This is a genomic window from Arthrobacter sp. STN4 (genome assembly GCF_024539665.1).
Taxonomy (GTDB): domain Bacteria; phylum Actinomycetota; class Actinomycetes; order Actinomycetales; family Micrococcaceae; genus Specibacter.
Genome location: NZ_JAKZGX010000010.1, coordinates 78,555 through 95,280, shown reverse-complemented (window position 1 = coordinate 95,280; position 16,726 = coordinate 78,555). Strand labels below are relative to the sequence as shown.

Genomic DNA, 16,726 nt, shown 5'->3' with positions numbered 1-16,726 from the left:
GGCGCCCCGGCCGGTGGGATCGGCGGGCGCCATAGCAATGCCCGCCGCGCGCGACGGGCCCGGCGAAGGGGACCTTCCATGGCGTACGACGCAAGCCGTTTCAAGGACTACTTTGAGCACGAGTTCACCTACGACGCCGGCTTCCGCCGCAACGTGGGCCGCTTCGGCAGGCAGGTGGCCATCGTGGACCCCGCCGCCGGCCGTGAGTGGACGTACGCCGAGCTGGACGCCGCCGTTGACAAGGTGTCCGCCGTGCTGTTGGAACTCGGCGTCAAGGCGGGGGACCGCGTGGCCTACCAGCTCTACAACGGTGTCGAGTTCGCCTTCCTTTACCTGGCCACCCAACGCATCGGGGCCGTCGGCGTCCCCATGAATTTCCGCCTGGCAGCAGGGGAAACCGCCATCATCCTGGCCGACAGCACGCCGGCCGTGTTCATCTTCGACGACGCCGTGGCAGTGGATGCGCTCGCGGCCGTCAAGACGTCCGGCTCCGCCGCCGCCCTGCTCACCGTCGCGGGCGGGGGGAACGGGGCCGGTGCCGCCTCCGGGGTGCGCACCCTGGCCGAGGCAATGGCCGCGGCGCCGGACGGGCCGCAGCGGCGCACGGGGCAGCCCTCGAGCTATGGGGAGACCACCCGGCTGTACACCTCAGGGACCACCGGACGGCCCAAGGGCGTGTCGCTGCCCTCCATTGTTGAGGTGATGAGCGCCCATGACGTCATCATGCACTTCCCGCTCACCCCGCACGACAGGACGCTGAACATGACGCCCTGGTTCCACCGCGGCGGCCTGTATTCCGGGGGGCCGAACCCGCTGTTCTACGTGGGCGGCTCCGTGGTCCCGATGCGCACCTTTGACCCCGCGGCCGCCCTCGACTGGGTGGAGAAGTACGGGATCACCTTCCTGGTCGGCGCCCCCGTCACGGCGGGCATGCTGGCCGATGAGCAGGAGCGCAGGCCGCGTGACCTGTCCGGGCTGCGTGGCATCGTGACGATGGGCGCCCCGCTGGAACGGGCGGCCGTGCTGAGGTACCAGGAACTGCTCACTCCCCGCATCTTCAACGGCTACGGCACCACCGAGGCCTTTTGGAACACCTTCCTGCGCCCCGAGGACCTGCCGGAGCATGCCGGCACGGCCGGGCGGGCATGCACCGACGACGACGTCGCCATCGTCAAGGTCTTCCCCGACCGGCGCGCGGAACCGGAGGAACTGGCCGCCCGGGACAACACCGAGCAGGGCGAGATCATCATGCGCACGCCCAAGTCCGGGTTCAGCTACGCCAACCTGCCCCAGGTCAACGAGGAAAAGTTCGTGCACAACTGGCTGTATTCCGGCGACCTGGGCACCTGGGACGAGGACGGGTTCATCACGATTGTGGGGCGCAAGGACGACATGATCATCTCCGGCGGCGAAAACATCCATCCCGTCCAGGTCGAGGAAGTCCTCAACTCCCACCCGGGCGTGCACGACAGCGTCGTGGTGGGCCTGCCGGACGGGCGCTGGGGCCAGCGGGTGGTGGCCTATGTGATCCCCCAGGACGCCGGCCTCACCGCCGACGAACTCGAACGCCACTGCCTGGCCAGCCCGGAGCTCTCCAACTTCAAGCGCCCCCGCGCCTACGCGTTCGTCACGGAAGTGCCACAGACCGCGACGGGCAAAAAGATCCACTACCAATTGGCACGGCAGGCCGAGGCCGACGCCGCGGCGGGGCTGTTCCAGAAGCCCGCCAAAGCCGCCGGGCAGGGTGCGGGAAGCGGTGAAGGCCAGTGACGGAGGCAAGCGGGCGCGTCGTCATCACCGGCATCGGCGCCATCACCCCGCTCGGCAACACGGCGCCGCTGACCTGGGAAGCACTGCTGGCCGGCAAGAGCGGCGTGGACACCATCACCGCGTTCGACGCCAATGGGTTCAGCACCACCATCGCCGCGGAGGTCAAGGGCTTCGACCCGGCCGGCCTGCTGCCGGTCAAGCGGCTCAACCGGTCCTCGCGCTGCACGCAGCTGGCCATCGCCGCAGCCCGCGAGGCGATGTCCGATGCCGGGCTGGGGACCACGCTGGAAGGCGTCGAGGCCGCCGTCGTCATCAACAGCGCCGTGTCCGGCTTCCCGGAGATCGAGGAGGCCGTGCACGTGCTGGACGGTCGCGGGGCCCGGTACGTCAGCCCCAGCTTTGTGGCCTCTTCGCTGACCAACATGGCCGCCTGCGAGGTGGCGATCGACCTGGGCGTGCACGGCTGGGTCAACGCCAGTGCCCTGGCCTGCGCCAGCGGCACCCACGCGCTGCTGGAGGCCCGGCGGCTGCTGCTGGACGGCGACGCGGACGTGGTGGTGGCCGGCGGCGCCGATGCCGCAATCACGCCCGTCATGTTTGGCGGGCTCACCGCCATGCGCGGGCTCTCCACCAGCAACGACAACCCGCAGGAGGCCTCCCGCCCGTTCGACGCCGGCCGCAACGGCTTTGTGTTTGGCGAAGGCGCCGTCGTGTTCACGCTGGAACGGCTCTCCGACGCCCGGGCACGCGGTGCCCGCGCCTACGCCGAGGTCTCCGGCGGCGCCATGACGGCCGACGCCTTCCACATCGTTGCCCCCGAACCGGCAGGCACCTATGCGGCCAAGGCCATTGCGAAGGCGCTGGCGAAGGCGCGGCTGGACCCGTCCGACGTCGAACTCGTCTGCGCCCACGGCACCTCGACGAAGGCCAACGACAAAACCGAAACCGCCGCCATCCACCAGGCCTTTGGCAGCCATGCCGCGGCACTCGCCGTCACGGCGCCCAAGTCCATGACCGGCCACCTCATCGGGGCCGCCGGTGCCCTGGGCGCGCTGGTGTGCGTGCGGGCCATCGCCGGGTCGGTCGTGCCGCCCACCATCAACTACACCGACCCGGACCCGGAATGCGACCTGGACTATGTGCCCAACGAGGCACGCGGCATGGCCGTGCGGCACGCCGTGACCAACGCATTCGGCTTCGGCGGGCAAAACTGCGTGGTGGCCTTCTCCGCCGTGTGACCGGCAGCGTTCAGGTGCCCCGTGCTGCCTGCCCGGACCAACCGGCTGCGTTCCGGGCAAAGAGCCGGTCCGCCAGGCGCCGGGCCATTCCGGCAGGGGGCACCGCGGGCTCGAACAGGATCCGGTAAATGATCGGGGCGAGCAGCAGGTCCACGATGTCCTCGATGTCGGGCACGGTCTCGCCACGGCGCCGGCCGCGCTGGAGCATCATCTCGATCCGTTCGCGTGCATACTCTCCGCCGCGCCATGCACTGGTGCATTCGGGGCCGCCGGAAACCATGTCGCGCAGGAAGGCCCGTCCCGTGGGCGTGGCCGACTCCTCAATGTACTGCTCCGCCCAGGCAGTGAGGTCGCCGTGGACGGAACCGGTGTCCGGGGGGCCCTCCGGCCGCAGCCGCGCCACGGCGACATCGGCGAGCAGCTGGTTCAGGTCCCCCCACCGCCGGTAGACGGTCGAGGGTGCCACGCCTGCCAATGCCGCCACCCTGGGCACGCTGATGTCTTGACGGTCCGTTCGGGACTGGAGGGACCTGACGGCATCGTGCACGGCCTGCTGGACACGGGCCGCACGGCCATTCGGGCGGGGATCGGAAGTGGGCACGGCTTTATCATAACGCAATTTATTTGCGATTTTCCGGCACCGGGTCTAGCCTGTGTTTCGCAAAGATTTCGCGTTTTTCCTCCCCGTAAGGTTCACATGACTCCCGTCCCCGCGGCATTGCGCCGCTCCGTCCTTTCGCACCGCGCCGCATTCTGGGTGCAGGCTTCAGTGCTGGTGGTGCTGATGGCCGCATCCAGCGCACCGAGCCCCCTGTACCCGGTTTACCAGGCGCAGTGGGGGTTTCCGCCGGTGGTGCTGACAGTCATTTTTGCCGCGTATGTGCTGGCCTTGCTCGGCGCGCTGCTCACCGTGGGTGCACTGTCGGACCATCTGGGACGTCGACCGGTCCTGCTCGCGGCCCTGTGCCTGGAGATCATTTCGATGCTGGTGTTCATGCTTGCCGGCAGCCAGGTGGACCTGATTGCGGCCCGGCTGTTGCAGGGCCTGGCCACCGGCACGGCGATGGGTGCCCTCGGCGCCTACCTCATTGAACTCGAAACGGCCGTCCGCCCGGGTCTGGGAACGGTGCTGAACGGTGCGGGCCCCACGCTCGGCCTGGCCGTCGGCGCCGTGGCCGCCAGCCTGGTTGTCGCCTCGGCCCCCGGGTCGGTGCACCTGATCTTCGTGGTCCTGCTGGCACTGCTCGTGCTGCAGCTGGCCGGGACGGCGCTCGGCCCGGAAACCGTCACCCGCATCCCCGGGGCCCTCGCCTCACTCCGGCCCCGCGTCCACTTCCCCCGGGCCACGCGGCGCACGGCACTCTGGGTGCTGCCCGGCGCGGTGGCCACCTGGGCCCTGGGCGGGCTCATCCTTGCCCTCGGTCCGAGCCTGGTCCGGTCGATGGCCGGACCGGATGCCGTGGTGCTCACCGGCCTCATCATCGCGGCGCTGACCGGAACCGGCTGCCTCGCCAGCCTGCTGCTGGGTAATGCCCGCTCCCATCAAGTGCTCGCCCTCGGCATGGCTGCCCTGTTCGTTGGCCTGGCCGCCAGCATACCGGCGCTCATCCTGCATTCGACCGGGGCGTACTTCGCCGCCATCGTGGTCGCCGGTGCCGGCTTTGGCGCCGGCTTTCTCGGCGTGCTGCGCATCCTCATGCCCTTGGTTGCCGCGCATGAGCGGGCCGGGCTGCTGTCGGCCATCTATGTGGCCAGCTACCTGGCCAACAGCGTGCCCGCCGTCGCAGCCGGAGCCGTGGCCGGCAGGGCCGGCCTGACGCCGACCGCGGTCGGCTACACCGGCGCCGTCATGGCCCTGGCCCTGTTCGTGCTCCTCTGCCTGCTTGTGCGATCGCGAACGTCTGCACGCCGCATCCAGGATCGCGGCGTGGTGGGCGCCGGCACGGCTGCGGCCCGGAGCCGTTAGCCCAAAGCGCGGGGGTGGAGCCAGCGGTATTCAAGTTCCGGCCTGCCGGGGGAGCCGTGGCGCGGCGCCTTTGCGGCGGAGCCGGTCTCCACGAGGTGGTCAAGGTAGCGCCGTGCCGTGACGCGGGACATCGCCAGTCCCGCGGCCGCCTCCGTGGCGGACGCCGCCACATCCTGCTCCCGCAGCCAGTCGGCCACGGCCCGGAGCGTCTCCGGCAGCATCCCCTTGGGCAGCAGCAGCTTCCCGCTGGGCCGCAAGGCGGACAGCGCACTGTCGATGGCATCCTGGCTGGTGTGCGAGCGGTCCGCCAGCGCGTAATGGTAGCCCCGGTAGCTTTCCAGCTTTTCCCGGAACGCGGCGAAGGTGAACGGCTTGATCAGGTACGCCGTGATGCCCAGCGCGATGGCGGAGCGTACCACCTGGATTTCCTGCACGGCCGTAATGGCCACCACGTCGGGCACCAGGCCCAGCCCGTGGATGCGCCGCAGCAGGTCCAGGCCGTGCCCGTCGGTCAGGTTCATGTCCAGCAGCACCAGCTGGATGGCGGGCGTGGCCGGGTCGTTGAGCACGGCCAGCGCCGCGCCCATCCCGCCGGCCGTCGCGGCCACCTCGAAACCGTCCAGGCGCCGCACATAGTCGGCGTGCGCTGCCAGGGCAATGGGCTCGTCGTCCACCACCAGCACCCGGATGGGCTGGGGTCCGCTCATGTGTTTTCCTCTGTTCCTGTGGTGGGTGCCGCAGGGGCGGCTGCGAGGGGCACGACGACCGTCATGACCGCGCCGGCGTCGTTTTCGGCCGTGATGGTGCCTCCCAGTGCGGCGGTGGCGCGGCGGATCAGGGCAATCCCGTAGCCGCGCCCTCCCGGTGCCACCGATGCCTTGCCGGTGGTGCCGATCCGGCCCAGGACATCCAGGTCGGTGGTGGGCAGCCCCGGGCCGTTGTCCGCGACGGTGATGGTGAGCGTGCCGTCGGCCACCAGCAGGTCGGCCCACACCATGGGGTTGGGCGAATGCCCGGCCGCTGCGTCGATGGCATTGTCCACCAGGTTGCCCAGCAGGGTCACCAGTTCCCTGGCGTCCAGCAGGCCCGTCGGCAGGGTGCCGGAGCCGCTTAGTTCCAGTCCCACCCCGCGCTCATCCGCCTGCGCGCCTTTTCCCACGAGCAGTGCCGCCAGGAACGGCTCGTCGAGGGTGCCCACAAACTCCCCGCCCAGCCGGACCGTGTCGGCAAGGTCGGCGGTGGCAAAGTCGAGGGCTTCGCGGGCGCGGTCCAGCTCGATCAGGGACGTGATGGCATGGAGCCGGTTGGCGTGTTCGTGGGTTTGGGAGCGCAGGGCCTCCACCAGTGTCTGGGTGCTGCTCAGGCTTCCGGCCAGGGTGGTCAGTTCGGTGTGGTCCCGGAGGGTGGCCACCGTGCCGGCGCTGGCCCCGGCTGCGCTGCTGCCCGGGGCCAGGGCGGGGCGCTGGCTCACCACCAGCAGGCGGTTGCCGGCGAGGTGGACCTCGTCGGTGGCGGTGCGGCCGCTGCGCAACAGCTCCCGGAGGGACTCCGGGAGGGCCAGCGAGTCCAGCGCAGGGGCGCCCGCCGCCGCATTGGCCGAAAGGCTCCGCGCGGGCCGGCCGGACGGGGCGTCCATGCCCAGGAGCAGTGCCGCGTGGTCGTTGTAGAGGACAATTTCCCCGCGCGTGTCCACCAGGACCAGTCCCTCGCGCACGGAGTGGAGCACTGATTCATAGTAGGCAAACAACTGTGCCAGCTCCTCCGGGCCCCAGCCCAGCGTCACGCGCTTGAGATACCTGCCCAGCAGCCACGCCGCCAGCGAGCCGGCCAGCAGCATCGCCGCAGCCAGCCCCAGCACCGAAGGAAGCTTGGCCGCGACGAGGACCTGGACGTTGCTGACGGTCACCCCTGCAGCCACCATGCCCCGCACCGTGCCGGCGGCATCCTTGATGGGAACAATCACGCGCACGGAGGGGCCAAGGGTTCCCGCCGTCGTCTCAAAATACGTATGGCCTGCCTGTGCCTGGGCGATGGAGCCCACATAGGGCTTGCCGATCTCGGCCGGGTTGGGGTGGGTCCAGCGGATGCCGTCCGGGTCCATGATGGTAATAAAGTCAACGTTTGCGTCGTGCATCACGGACAAGGCGTAGGGCTGCAGGACGGCCGTCGGATGGGGCATTTTCGCGGCCTGCAGGACCAGGGGCGAATCGGCCAGCGCCGTCGCCACGGACAGCATGCGCTGGCGGGTCTGGTCGTAGGTGCGGGAGCCGGCGTCGACCACCATGACGGTGGCCACGCCCGCGGTCACCACCAGCACAAAGAGCAGGTTGGCGGTGAACAGCCGCCGGGCCAGGCTCCAGCCACGCCAAAACCGCAAAAACATCCGGATGACCCTTTCATGCGACCAATATGAACGCAACCGTGAGATAAGTCACGCCTGCGGGCACTCTTATGTGAGACGGATCGCACGCCGCACCTTTTCAATATTAACCACCGAAGACCACAAGGAATGACAATGAGCTCTCAACGAGGGGGGACAGCCGCCATGGCCAAGCCCGCACGTCGCAAAATGGACAAGACCCACTGGCTTTACGTTGCCGTGATCGCAGCGGTGGTGCTGGGTGCCGCGATAGGGCTGATGGCCCCCGAGGTCGGCAAGTCGCTCAAGCCGCTCGGCACCATGTTCATCGCCCTGATCAAGATGATCATCGCCCCCATCATCTTCTGCACCATCGTGCTGGGCGTGGGATCCATCGCCAAGGCCGCAACGGTCGGCAAGGTGGGCGGCCTGGCGCTGGTCTACTTCATGGTGATGTCCACCGTGGCGCTCGCGATCGGCCTGGTGGTGGGCAACATCGTCCACCCCGGCGCCGGCCTGCACCTGCAGCCCTACAAGTCGGCTGCCGCTTCCGGTGACAGCGAAACCGTGAAATTCCTGCTGGACATGATCCCCGGCGACATCCCCGTGCTCCCCACCCTGGTGCTGGCCCTGCTGGTCGGTTTCGCGCTCCAGTCCATGGGCAAGGCCGGCGAGCCTGTGCTCAACGCCGTGAAGAACATCCAAAAAGTGGTCTTCAAGCTGATGATGATGATCATGTGGGTCGCCCCTGTAGGCGCCTTCGGTGCCATCGCCGCCGTCGTCGGTGCCACCGGCTGGGCCGCCATCGGTTCCATGGCCATCCTCATGGGCGCGTTCTACCTGACCTGCGCCCTGTTCATCGTGGTCATCCTCGGCTCCATCCTGCGTGTGGTCACGGGCCTGAACATCTTCGCCCTGATGCGCTACCTGGCCCGCGAATACCTGCTGATCTTCGCCACCTCCTCCTCAGAATCCGCCCTGCCGCGCCTCATTGCCAAGATGGAACACGTGGGCGTCTCCAAGCCCGTGGTGGGCATCACCGTCCCCACCGGCTACTCCTTCAACCTTGACGGCACCGCCATCTACCTGACCATGAGCTCCATCTTCATCTCCACCGCCATGGGCATGCCGATGAACCTTGGCGAGCAGATCGGCCTGCTGGTCTTCATGGTGATCGCCTCCAAGGGCGCCGCCGGTGTCACCGGCGCCGGCCTGGCCACCCTCGCCGCCGGGCTTCAGGCCCACAAGCCGATCCTGCTCGACGGCATGGGCGTGATCGTGGGCATCGACAAGTTCATGTCCGAGTGCCGCGCGCTGACCAACTTCACCGGCAATGCCGTGGCCGCGCTGCTGGTGGGCAAGTGGACCCGCGAGCTGGACATCGACCAGGCCCGGGCAGTGCTGTCAGGCCGCCGCCCCTTCGACGAGCTGTCCCTCGAAGCCGACGGCCACGCAGTGGAAGCCGACGCCCCCCTCGAGGACGAGCGGGTACCCGCCGGAGTGTAGCTTCTGCACAAGAGCGGGCGGCCTCCCTTTTCGAAGGGCGGCCGCCCGCTTTTTGTTTTCAGGGGAAGCACGACGCCGGGACCCCGGCCCGCGCCCCTCCCACCCTGCGCCGGACTGGCGGGCGGGTTTGGCGCATAAGCTGGGGCCGCTTTTCTTGTGCGCCGGACCCGTCACGGGTTTGGCGCCGGTGGACGAGCTGCGCCAAACCCGGCCCGGGTCCGGCGCATAAGGGAAGCCGAGGAACCTTCTGCGCAAAACTCCCTGCCGAATTCGGCGCATAAAGTCGGGTGCGTGAAATCCCGGCTGCTCCCACCGTCGCCGGACATTCTGCGCCGGACTGGCGGGCGGGTTTGGCGCATAAGCTGGGGCCGCTTTTCTTGTGCGCCGGACCCGCCACGGGTTTGGCGCCGGTGGACGAGCTGCGCCAAACCCGGCCCGGGTCCGGCGCATAAGGGAAGCGGGCATGGACGCTTATGCGCGCAGTCCGGGCCGCGCTACTTTTGGACGGGCACCGGCGGCATGCCGAACAGGCCGCCGGACTTTGCCGACTTTGGCTTGCGCACGTGCGTGCCCCACGCATACGCGATCAGGGTCAACCCCAGCTGGGCGGGGAAGGCGATGGGGGGCACGCCGCCGGAAATCAGGCAGATCAGCACCGGCAGCAGTGAAATCAGTGTCAGGTCCGGGCCCACCAGGAAGGCCCGCACGGCGCCGGTCGGGATGGGGCCGGATGCTGTGGCCACGGCCGGCATGTTCCAGTCGGGTGCGGGGCGGAACGCTGCGCGCAAGGTCGCCCCGCCCAGCCCGGGGCCGGCCAGGATGGCCAGCACCAGCAGGGACGGGGAACCGACACCCAGGGCGAGCAGCAGGCCGAAGCACACCGCGGCCCACACCGTCATGCCGACGGCCGGCCAGACATAGTGCACCCTGCGGACAATCTTGGCCGGCAGCGGCATGAGCATGTCCACGGCCGGGTTGCCGTTGGCGAAACGTGCCGTGGCGCCCAGTGACGTGGCGGCAAAGTGGGCGCAGAAATACAGCACCACGGCAATCAACACGGCATTGCCCAGGTACTGCACCGCTGCCAGGCTGGCCGGAATGGCAGCGAGCACCAATACCCGCAATAGCGACAAGGGGGAGCGCAGGGCCATGGTGGCATGCGTGCTGAGCAGGGTCTTGACGCTGCGTGAAAACACCGTGCCGCCGTGGAAGACCAGGGGCAGCCGTATCTTGGCATTGCCTGACGACCGCCCGCCGCCCAGCGAGCGGGAGAGCTCGGAGGCGTCCATGGACATGAGGGAACCGGCCACATAGGCACCCGCAGCCGCACCCTCCTTTAGCTTCGCCGTGGTGATCCGCTCCAGGTTCCAGTACACGCCGGCCAGCAGCAGCAGGGCAAACAACACCATGACCAGCGGCCAAAGGGCGCCGTTGGCAACCAGCAGCGGCCAGCTGGTGGGCAGGTATTCCAACCACGCGGTCTGCGCCCCGGTAATGGCGCCCGTTCCGGCCGTGTTGTTGTACAGCGCCGTGCCCACGAGGGTCAGCGGTGCCACCAGGGTCACCACCCCGGTCAGCACCTTCAGCCAGCCGCCGGTGTTGGTGATCTGGCACCACGCGGCCAGCCCGTAAAGCAGCCAGCCCAGCCCGATGCCGCACAGCACGGCGAGGGCTATCCGGCCCGGTGTGGGAGACGACGCCATGCCGAGGGCCACCGGGATGACAACCACCACGGCTGCCGCAGCGGGCCAGATCAGCGACTTGAGGAAGCCGGGCTGGATGAAGCCCCGGCGCCTGACCGGCAGCCCCAGCCACCACGCCGTCTGAGGCAGGGTCATGGTGATGGGGCCGACCGTCATCTCCACGGCAAGCAGCGCCGCGGCGAGGGTGATCATCACGGTGGCGCTGGCCTGGAGGAGAGTGACCGAGTGGAAGCCGGGGGCCACCACGGTGGCGGCGAGGGCGGACTCGTGGCCCACGCCCAGGCTGTTGCGCAGGCCCACGATGATGGCACCGGCCATGGTGAGCAGGGTCAGCCCGCCCAGCACGAAGGTGTACGCCTCGGAGACCAGCTCCATGACGCCGCCCTCGGTGCGGCTCAGTCCCGCCCGGAAGGTGTACTGCCGAATTTCCCTGGCATTGAAGCGGTCGCTGGTTTCCATGGTCATGTGGCTAGTCAACGTGCGGGTTTTCGGAGGAGATGGCCACGGCCGCCTGGGCCGGGGTCATTGAGTGGATGGAATCGGCGATGAAGAGCGCCTTGGTGGCCACGGTGGAGAGGAAGTCGGGGTCGTGGGTCACCACCAGGAGGGCCAGCCCGGCGTCGACCTCGGCGCGGAGGCGTTCGGCGAGCCGGTGCCGCATGCCGGTGTCCAGGCGCTGTTCGGGCTCGTCGAGCACCAGCAGCGAACGCGGCCGCACGAAAGCGGATGCCAGAAGCATGCGGCGGCGCTGGCCGGAAGAGAGGTTGTAGGGACGGGACTTGGCCAGCTGGCCCAGCCCGAAGAAGTCCAGTTCGGAGGCAATGACTTCCTCGACGTCGTGCACGCCATGCCCGGCTGAGACAATGGCCAGGTGTTCCTCAACCGTGAGGGCGGGGAAGAAGGCGTCGTCGTCGAACACCACGGCCACCTCGCGCCGGAAGTCCAGGGTCCTGTCGTCCACCTCGTCCCCGTTGATCAAGGCGGTGCCGGAGACGGCCTCGAGCTGGCCCACCACGGTTTTCACCACGGTGGACTTGCCGGCGCCGTTGGGCCCCACCAGGGCCAGGGCCTGCCCGGCGTGGAGGCTGAAGCTGACCACGCCGCACACCGCCTTGGTGCCGTAGCCGGCCTGCAGCTTTTCGGCACGGACCACGTCCTTGCGGCGTTCGGAACTTTTCGGGGAAGGTTTCTTAGGGTTGCTCATCAATCCGAAGTATAGGCTGGCCACCCGACCACACCCTCAACATTCAGGCTCAAGTTGAGAGTCAAGGCTCAAAGTTGAAAGCGGGCAAATGTCCAAAACATGCCACACCCACCCGGTAACGTAGGGGATGGCAGCGGTAAAAAATCAACACAGCGGCGAAAGTGTGGACTGACAGGTGAGCAACGAGCAGGGTGCAACGGCACTCGCGGGCGAAGACGTTTTGGGACCGACCGGACGGCCCCTGACCGAATTTCCGGAGCCCCCCGTCCTCACGTCCCACGGCCCTGCCCGCGTCATCGCGATGGTGAACCAAAAGGGCGGGGTGGGCAAGACGACGTCGACCATCAACCTCGGCGCCGCGCTGGCCGAGTCCGGGCGCAGGGTGCTGCTGGTGGACTTCGACCCGCAGGGCGCGCTGTCCGCCGGGCTGGGCACCAACCCGCACGAGCTGGACATCACCGTCTACAACGTGCTGATGGACCGCAAGGTGGACATCCGCGAGGCCATCCTGCACACCGACATCGAGAACATCGACATCCTGCCGGCCAACATCGACCTTTCCGCGGCGGAAGTCCAGCTCGTCAACGAGGTGGCCCGCGAGCAGGTCCTGGCCAGTGCGCTGCGCAAGGTCGAGGACGACTACGACGTGGTCCTGATCGATTGCCAGCCGTCCCTGGGCCTGCTGACCGTCAACGCCCTCACCGCGGCGCACGGCGTCATCATCCCGCTCATCTGCGAATTTTTTGCCCTGCGTGCCGTGGCCCTGCTGGTGGAAACCATCGACAAGGTCACCGACCGCCTGAACCCCCGCCTGCAGGTGGACGGCGTGTTGGCCACCATGTACGACGCGCGGACCCTCCACGGGCGCGAGGTGCTGGCACGGCTGGTGGAGGCATTTGGCGACAAGGTGTTTGAGACCGTCATCAAGCGCACCATCAAGTTTGCCGACGCGTCCGTGGCGGCCGAGCCCATCACGTCGTTTGCGAGCAACCACCAGGGCGCCGACTCCTACCGCCGCCTGGCCAAAGAGCTGATCGCCCGTGGCGGCGCACCCTAAACTGGACGCCGCACCGCCGCACAGCCCGACCGCGCAGGATCCGATTCCTGAAGCCGCTCCGGGCAAGGCACGCTTTGAGGTCCGGCTGGAGAACTTCACCGGACCCTTCGACCTGCTCCTGGGCCTCATTTCCAAACATGAACTGGACATCACGGACGTGGCCATCGCCACGGTCACGGACGAGTTCATCGCCTACCTGAAGGCCCTGCAGGAACCCGGCGGGGAATGGGCCCTGGATGAGGCCAGCGAGTTCCTGGTCCTTGCCGCCACCCTGCTTGACCTCAAGGCCGCCCGGCTGCTGCCCGCCGGCGAGGTGGAAAACGACGACGACCTGGCCCTCTTGGAGGCACGCGACCTGTTGTTTGCCAGGCTCCTGCAATACAAGGCGTTCAAGGAAGTGGCGTTCCTGCTCGGTGACGAACTGGAGCGCGAGGCGCGGCGGTATCCCCGGATGGCGGGCCTGGAACCGCACTTTGCCGCGCTCCTGCCGGAACTGGTGTGGCGCCACACCCCGGAACAATTCGCCGAATTGGCGGCCCGGGCCATGGAGCCGAAGCAGGCAGCGCCCACGGAAGTGGGCCTGGCCCACCTGCACATTGCCCCCGTCAGCGTCCGGGAACAGGCCATGATCGTCACCTCCCTGCTGACCGCCGGCATGCCGGACCCTGCCGATCCCGCCGCCGAAGGGTGGACGGGGCGGCCGCTGTCCTTCCGTGCCCTGAGCGCCGGCGCGGAGAACAACATGGTGGTGATTGCCCGTTTCCTGGCCCTGCTGGAACTCTTCCGCGACGCCGTCATTTCCTTTGACCAGGCCAGCCCGCTGGGGGAGCTGCTGGTGCACTGGAGCGCGGGCGCCCGCCACGCCGGGCCCACGGCCAGCGACTTTGACGACGACGGCGAACCCGGCCGGTCCGACGCCTTCCTTCCCCTTGACCACGCCCAGCCGACAGCATGAAAGGCCGCACCATGAGCTTGGAAGACCTGCCGCCGGATCCTGCCCCCGACGGCGGCCCCGACGGCGGCCCCGGGAGCGCCCCCGGCCACGCGGGCGTCGAGGACAGCCCCGGCGGGGTCCGGGCGGCGCTCGAGGCGGTGCTGATGGTGGTGGACGAGCCCGTCACGGAGGAGCAGCTGGCCGCCGTCGTGGGCCTGCCGACGGCCAGGGTGCGTGAGCTGTTGCACGAACTGGCCCGCGAGTACGACGGCTATACTAGGGACGGTGGCACCTTGCCGGTGCGCGGCTTTGAACTGCGGCAGCTTGCCGGGGGATGGCGTGTTTATTCACGGGCCGCATATTCCGGGATCGTGTCACAGTTTGTTGTGGACGGCCAAACGGCCCGGCTCACGCAGGCGGCCTTGGAGACCTTGGCGGTGATTGCCTACCGCCAACCGGTCTCGCGGGCCCGTGTTTCGGCCATCCGTGGCGTGAACGTGGATTCCGTGGTGAGGACGCTCGCGCAACGCGGCCTGATTGAGGAAGTGGGCACCGACCCGGTGTCAGGGGCATTCCTGTACCGCACCACAGCGTACTTTTTGGAACGGTTGGGGATTGGGAGCGTGGATGATTTGCCGCACATTGCACAACACCTGCCTGGCCTGGAAAACCTTCATGACTTTGATGACGCCAGCCTTTAGCCCCGCCCCTTCCGCCCAAGGACCCGCAAGGGACCTGCCCCGTCATGCACCGACCCTGGTCCGTCCAGGGACACCCCCGTACAGCTACGCAACCACAGCAGCATTAAGGACACACCAATGACACCGTCGCCCCGTTCCGGGAGCTCGTCCGGGCAGAACCAGCCGCGAGGCGGCAACCCCCGTTCCGGCGGACCGCGCTCCGGCGCCCCGAAGCCGGGGGGCAAGTTCGGCGGCCCGAAGGGCGGAACCACCGCCGGCGCCGGCAAGTTCGGCGCGCGGGCCGCGGCCCGTTCCGGATCCGGCACCCGCAAGCCGTCTCAGCCGGGCGCCCGCCCCTTCAAGAATGACCAGTACGGGCGCAACCTGGGACCGGTCAAGAACCGTCCCACCGAGCAGAACCGCCGCCCGGAGCGCACCACGGACGACGTGGACATCCACAACGCCGACGGCGTGCGCCTGCAAAAGGTCATGGCCATGGCCGGGGTGGCCTCGCGCCGCCTCTGCGAGGACATGATCCTCGAAGGCCGCGTCCAGGTCGACGGCGTGACGGTCACCCAGCTGGGCCTGCGCGTGGACCCGGAGGCGGTGGAAATTGCCGTGGACGGCATGACCATCCAGACCGATGAGTCCCTCATTTACATGGTGTTCAACAAGCCCAAGGGCGTTGTCTCCACCATGGACGACCCCGAGGGCCGCCCCTGCATCAGCGACTTCCTGAAGAAGCGCCAGACCCGTGAGCGGCTCTTCCACGTTGGGCGGCTGGACACCAACACCGAGGGCCTGCTGCTGTTGACCAACGACGGCGAGCTCGCCAACCGCCTCAGCCACCCCAAGTACGGGGTGCAGAAAACCTACCTCGTCCAGGTCCGCGGGCCCATGGCGCACGGCGTCGGCGCCCAGCTCAAGGATGGCGTGGATCTGGAGGACGGCTGGGCCAAGGTTGATTCCTTCCGCCTGGTGGATTCCACCCCGGGCCACGTGCTGGCCGAGGTGGTGCTGCACTCCGGCAAGAACCGGATCGTGCGGCGCATGTTTGAGGCCGTGGGCTACCCGGTGGAACGCCTGGTCCGGGTCAAGTTCGGCCCCATCGCCCTGGGCGACCAGCGCCAGGGCAGCATCCGCATCCTGGGCCGGCACGAGGTGGGCCACCTGCTGGCAGAAGTGGGGATGTAGGCGACGGATGAATCCTACGCACTTGACGGGTCCCGTCCTGGTCCTGGGCACCGGCCTGCTCGGCGCCAGCATTGGGCTGGGCCTGCGCGCCCACGGCATCGACGTGGTCCTCTCCGATCCTTCGCCGTCGGCCCAGGCCGTCGCCGTGGACATCGGTGCCGGCCGCGCCTTTGACGCGGCTGAGGACCTGGACCCCCAATTGGTGGTCGTGGCGGCGCCGCCGGACGTCACCGCAGCCGTGGTGGCCGGTGCCCTGCAAAGGTACGCCTCCGCCGTCGTGGTGGACATTGCCAGCGTCAAGGTGGCCGTGGCGACGGAACTGGCCGAGATCCTGGGCCCCGGTGGCCAGGGCATGCTGGCCCGCTATGTGGGCACGCACCCCATGGCCGGACGGGAGAAGTCCGGGCCGGTGGCTGCGCTCGGGGAACTTTTCAACTCCATGCCGTGGGTGCTGTGCGCGTCCGAGGCCAGTTCAAAGCATGCGGTGAAGGTGGCCCATTCCCTGGCGATCGACCTCAACGCCGTGGTGTTCCGCTTCACCCCTGACGAGCATGACGCCGCCGTGGCCCTGGTCAGCCACCTGCCGCAGCTCATGAGCTCACTCGTGGCCAGCCGGCTGCAGGAGATTCCGCAGCATGCGCTGTCGCTGGCAGGCAACGGCCTGCGCGACGTGACCCGGATCGCCGCCAGCGACCCGGCCCTGTGGGTGCAGATCCTCGGGGCCAACGCGCCGAAGCTGCTGGACATCATGCAGGGCGTGCGCGCGGACCTGGACCGGCTGATCAACACGCTCAGCGCGCCCACCGCACCGGGTGCACGCCTGGACCTGGCCCAGCTGATGGCCGAGGGCAACGCGGGGCAGAGGCGCATTCCGGGCAAGCACGGCGGGCCTGCCCAGCAGTACACCTGGCTGACGGTGCTGGTCGATGACAAGCCGGGACAGATTGCCCGGCTGCTGACGGAGATCGGCCACATCGGCGTCAACGTCGAGGACCTGCGCATGGACCACTCGGCCGGCCTGCAGGTGGGCATGGTGGAGATTTCGGTGCTGCCATCCAAGCGTGCAAGCCTGGTGGAGGACCTGACGGAACGTGGATGGAAGGTAATTTTGTGAC

At 68.5% G+C, this 16,726-nt stretch carries 14 protein-coding genes; 9 read left to right on the top strand and 5 right to left on the bottom strand.

Translation table 11 applies throughout. From position 1 onward, the window contains the following. Positions 1 to 78 precede the first annotated feature (78 nt). The gene (locus MMF96_RS09735; protein WP_256883422.1) at positions 79 to 1,770 is read left to right on the top strand and encodes a class I adenylate-forming enzyme family protein; all 1,692 of its coding nucleotides are present in this window, start codon (positions 79 to 81) and stop codon (positions 1,768 to 1,770) included. After that, on the top strand, positions 1,767 to 3,008 hold the full coding sequence (locus MMF96_RS09730; RefSeq protein ID WP_176617452.1) for a beta-ketoacyl-ACP synthase II: 1,242 nt from the start codon (positions 1,767 to 1,769) through the stop codon (positions 3,006 to 3,008). The genes MMF96_RS09735 and MMF96_RS09730 overlap by 4 nt, the downstream gene beginning before the upstream one ends. Positions 3,009 to 3,018: 10 nt before the next feature. On the opposite strand, the gene MMF96_RS09725 is transcribed toward MMF96_RS09730, so the two are convergent. Continuing rightward, on the bottom strand, positions 3,019 to 3,609 hold the full coding sequence (locus tag MMF96_RS09725) for a TetR-like C-terminal domain-containing protein (protein ID WP_256883421.1): 591 nt from the start codon (positions 3,607 to 3,609) through the stop codon (positions 3,019 to 3,021). A gap of 96 nt (positions 3,610 to 3,705) precedes the next feature. Between MMF96_RS09725 and MMF96_RS09720 the strand changes: the two genes are divergently transcribed. Next, the gene (locus MMF96_RS09720; protein WP_256883420.1) at positions 3,706 to 4,974 is read left to right on the top strand and encodes an MFS transporter; all 1,269 of its coding nucleotides are present in this window, start codon (positions 3,706 to 3,708) and stop codon (positions 4,972 to 4,974) included. On the opposite strand, the gene MMF96_RS09715 is transcribed toward MMF96_RS09720, so the two are convergent. Both MMF96_RS09715 and MMF96_RS09710 read right to left on the bottom strand, forming a co-directional pair. After that, positions 4,971 to 5,681: a response regulator gene (locus MMF96_RS09715; RefSeq protein ID WP_256883419.1), complete on the bottom strand. Its 711-nt coding sequence runs from the start codon at positions 5,679 to 5,681 to the stop codon at positions 4,971 to 4,973. The two genes, MMF96_RS09720 and MMF96_RS09715, sit on opposite strands and share 4 nt — an antisense overlap. Further along, positions 5,678 to 7,357, bottom strand: coding sequence for an ATP-binding protein (locus MMF96_RS09710; protein ID WP_256883418.1), 1,680 nt, complete (start codon positions 7,355 to 7,357; stop codon positions 5,678 to 5,680). Before MMF96_RS09710 ends, MMF96_RS09715 begins: the two co-directional genes overlap by 4 nt. 132 nt (positions 7,358 to 7,489) lie before the next feature. On the opposite strand from MMF96_RS09710, the gene MMF96_RS09705 reads away from it, so the two are divergent. Next, the gene (locus tag MMF96_RS09705; protein WP_176617447.1) at positions 7,490 to 8,839 is read left to right on the top strand and encodes a cation:dicarboxylate symporter family transporter; all 1,350 of its coding nucleotides are present in this window, start codon (positions 7,490 to 7,492) and stop codon (positions 8,837 to 8,839) included. A 494-nt stretch (positions 8,840 to 9,333) separates the two neighbouring features. Here MMF96_RS09705 and MMF96_RS09700 read toward each other — a convergent pair whose 3' ends face one another. Next, positions 9,334 to 11,007 carry a DUF6297 family protein gene (locus MMF96_RS09700; protein ID WP_256883417.1) on the bottom strand — a complete coding sequence of 558 codons (1,674 nt, stop codon included), beginning with the start codon at positions 11,005 to 11,007 and terminating at the stop codon, positions 9,334 to 9,336. Positions 11,008 to 11,011: 4 nt separating this feature from the next. Then, entirely contained in the window at positions 11,012 to 11,746 is a 735-nt protein-coding gene (locus tag MMF96_RS09695; RefSeq protein ID WP_176617445.1) for an ABC transporter ATP-binding protein, read from the bottom strand. Positions 11,747 to 11,921: 175 nt separating this feature from the next. On the opposite strand from MMF96_RS09695, the gene MMF96_RS09690 reads away from it, so the two are divergent. The 5 genes from MMF96_RS09690 (at position 11,922) to MMF96_RS09670 (ending at position 16,725) form a co-directional block, all read left to right on the top strand. Further along, positions 11,922 to 12,803: an AAA family ATPase gene (locus tag MMF96_RS09690; protein ID WP_176617444.1), complete on the top strand. Its 882-nt coding sequence runs from the start codon at positions 11,922 to 11,924 to the stop codon at positions 12,801 to 12,803. Continuing rightward, the gene (locus tag MMF96_RS09685) at positions 12,787 to 13,758 is read left to right on the top strand and encodes a segregation and condensation protein A (RefSeq protein ID WP_375141422.1); all 972 of its coding nucleotides are present in this window, start codon (positions 12,787 to 12,789) and stop codon (positions 13,756 to 13,758) included. The genes MMF96_RS09690 and MMF96_RS09685 overlap by 17 nt, the downstream gene beginning before the upstream one ends. Positions 13,759 to 13,769: 11 nt before the next feature. Continuing rightward, complete coding sequence (scpB, locus tag MMF96_RS09680; protein WP_256883416.1) at positions 13,770 to 14,438, top strand: SMC-Scp complex subunit ScpB; 669 nt, start codon at positions 13,770 to 13,772, stop codon at positions 14,436 to 14,438. A gap of 117 nt (positions 14,439 to 14,555) precedes the next feature. Then, positions 14,556 to 15,611 (top strand): pseudouridine synthase, encoded by a 1,056-nt coding sequence (locus tag MMF96_RS09675; protein WP_256883415.1) that lies wholly within the window; start codon positions 14,556 to 14,558, stop codon positions 15,609 to 15,611. Positions 15,612 to 15,618: 7 nt separating this feature from the next. Beyond that, positions 15,619 to 16,725, top strand: a complete 1,107-nt coding sequence (locus MMF96_RS09670) for a prephenate dehydrogenase (RefSeq protein ID WP_176617441.1) — start codon at positions 15,619 to 15,621, stop codon at positions 16,723 to 16,725. The last annotated feature ends 1 nt before the right edge of the window (position 16,726 follow it).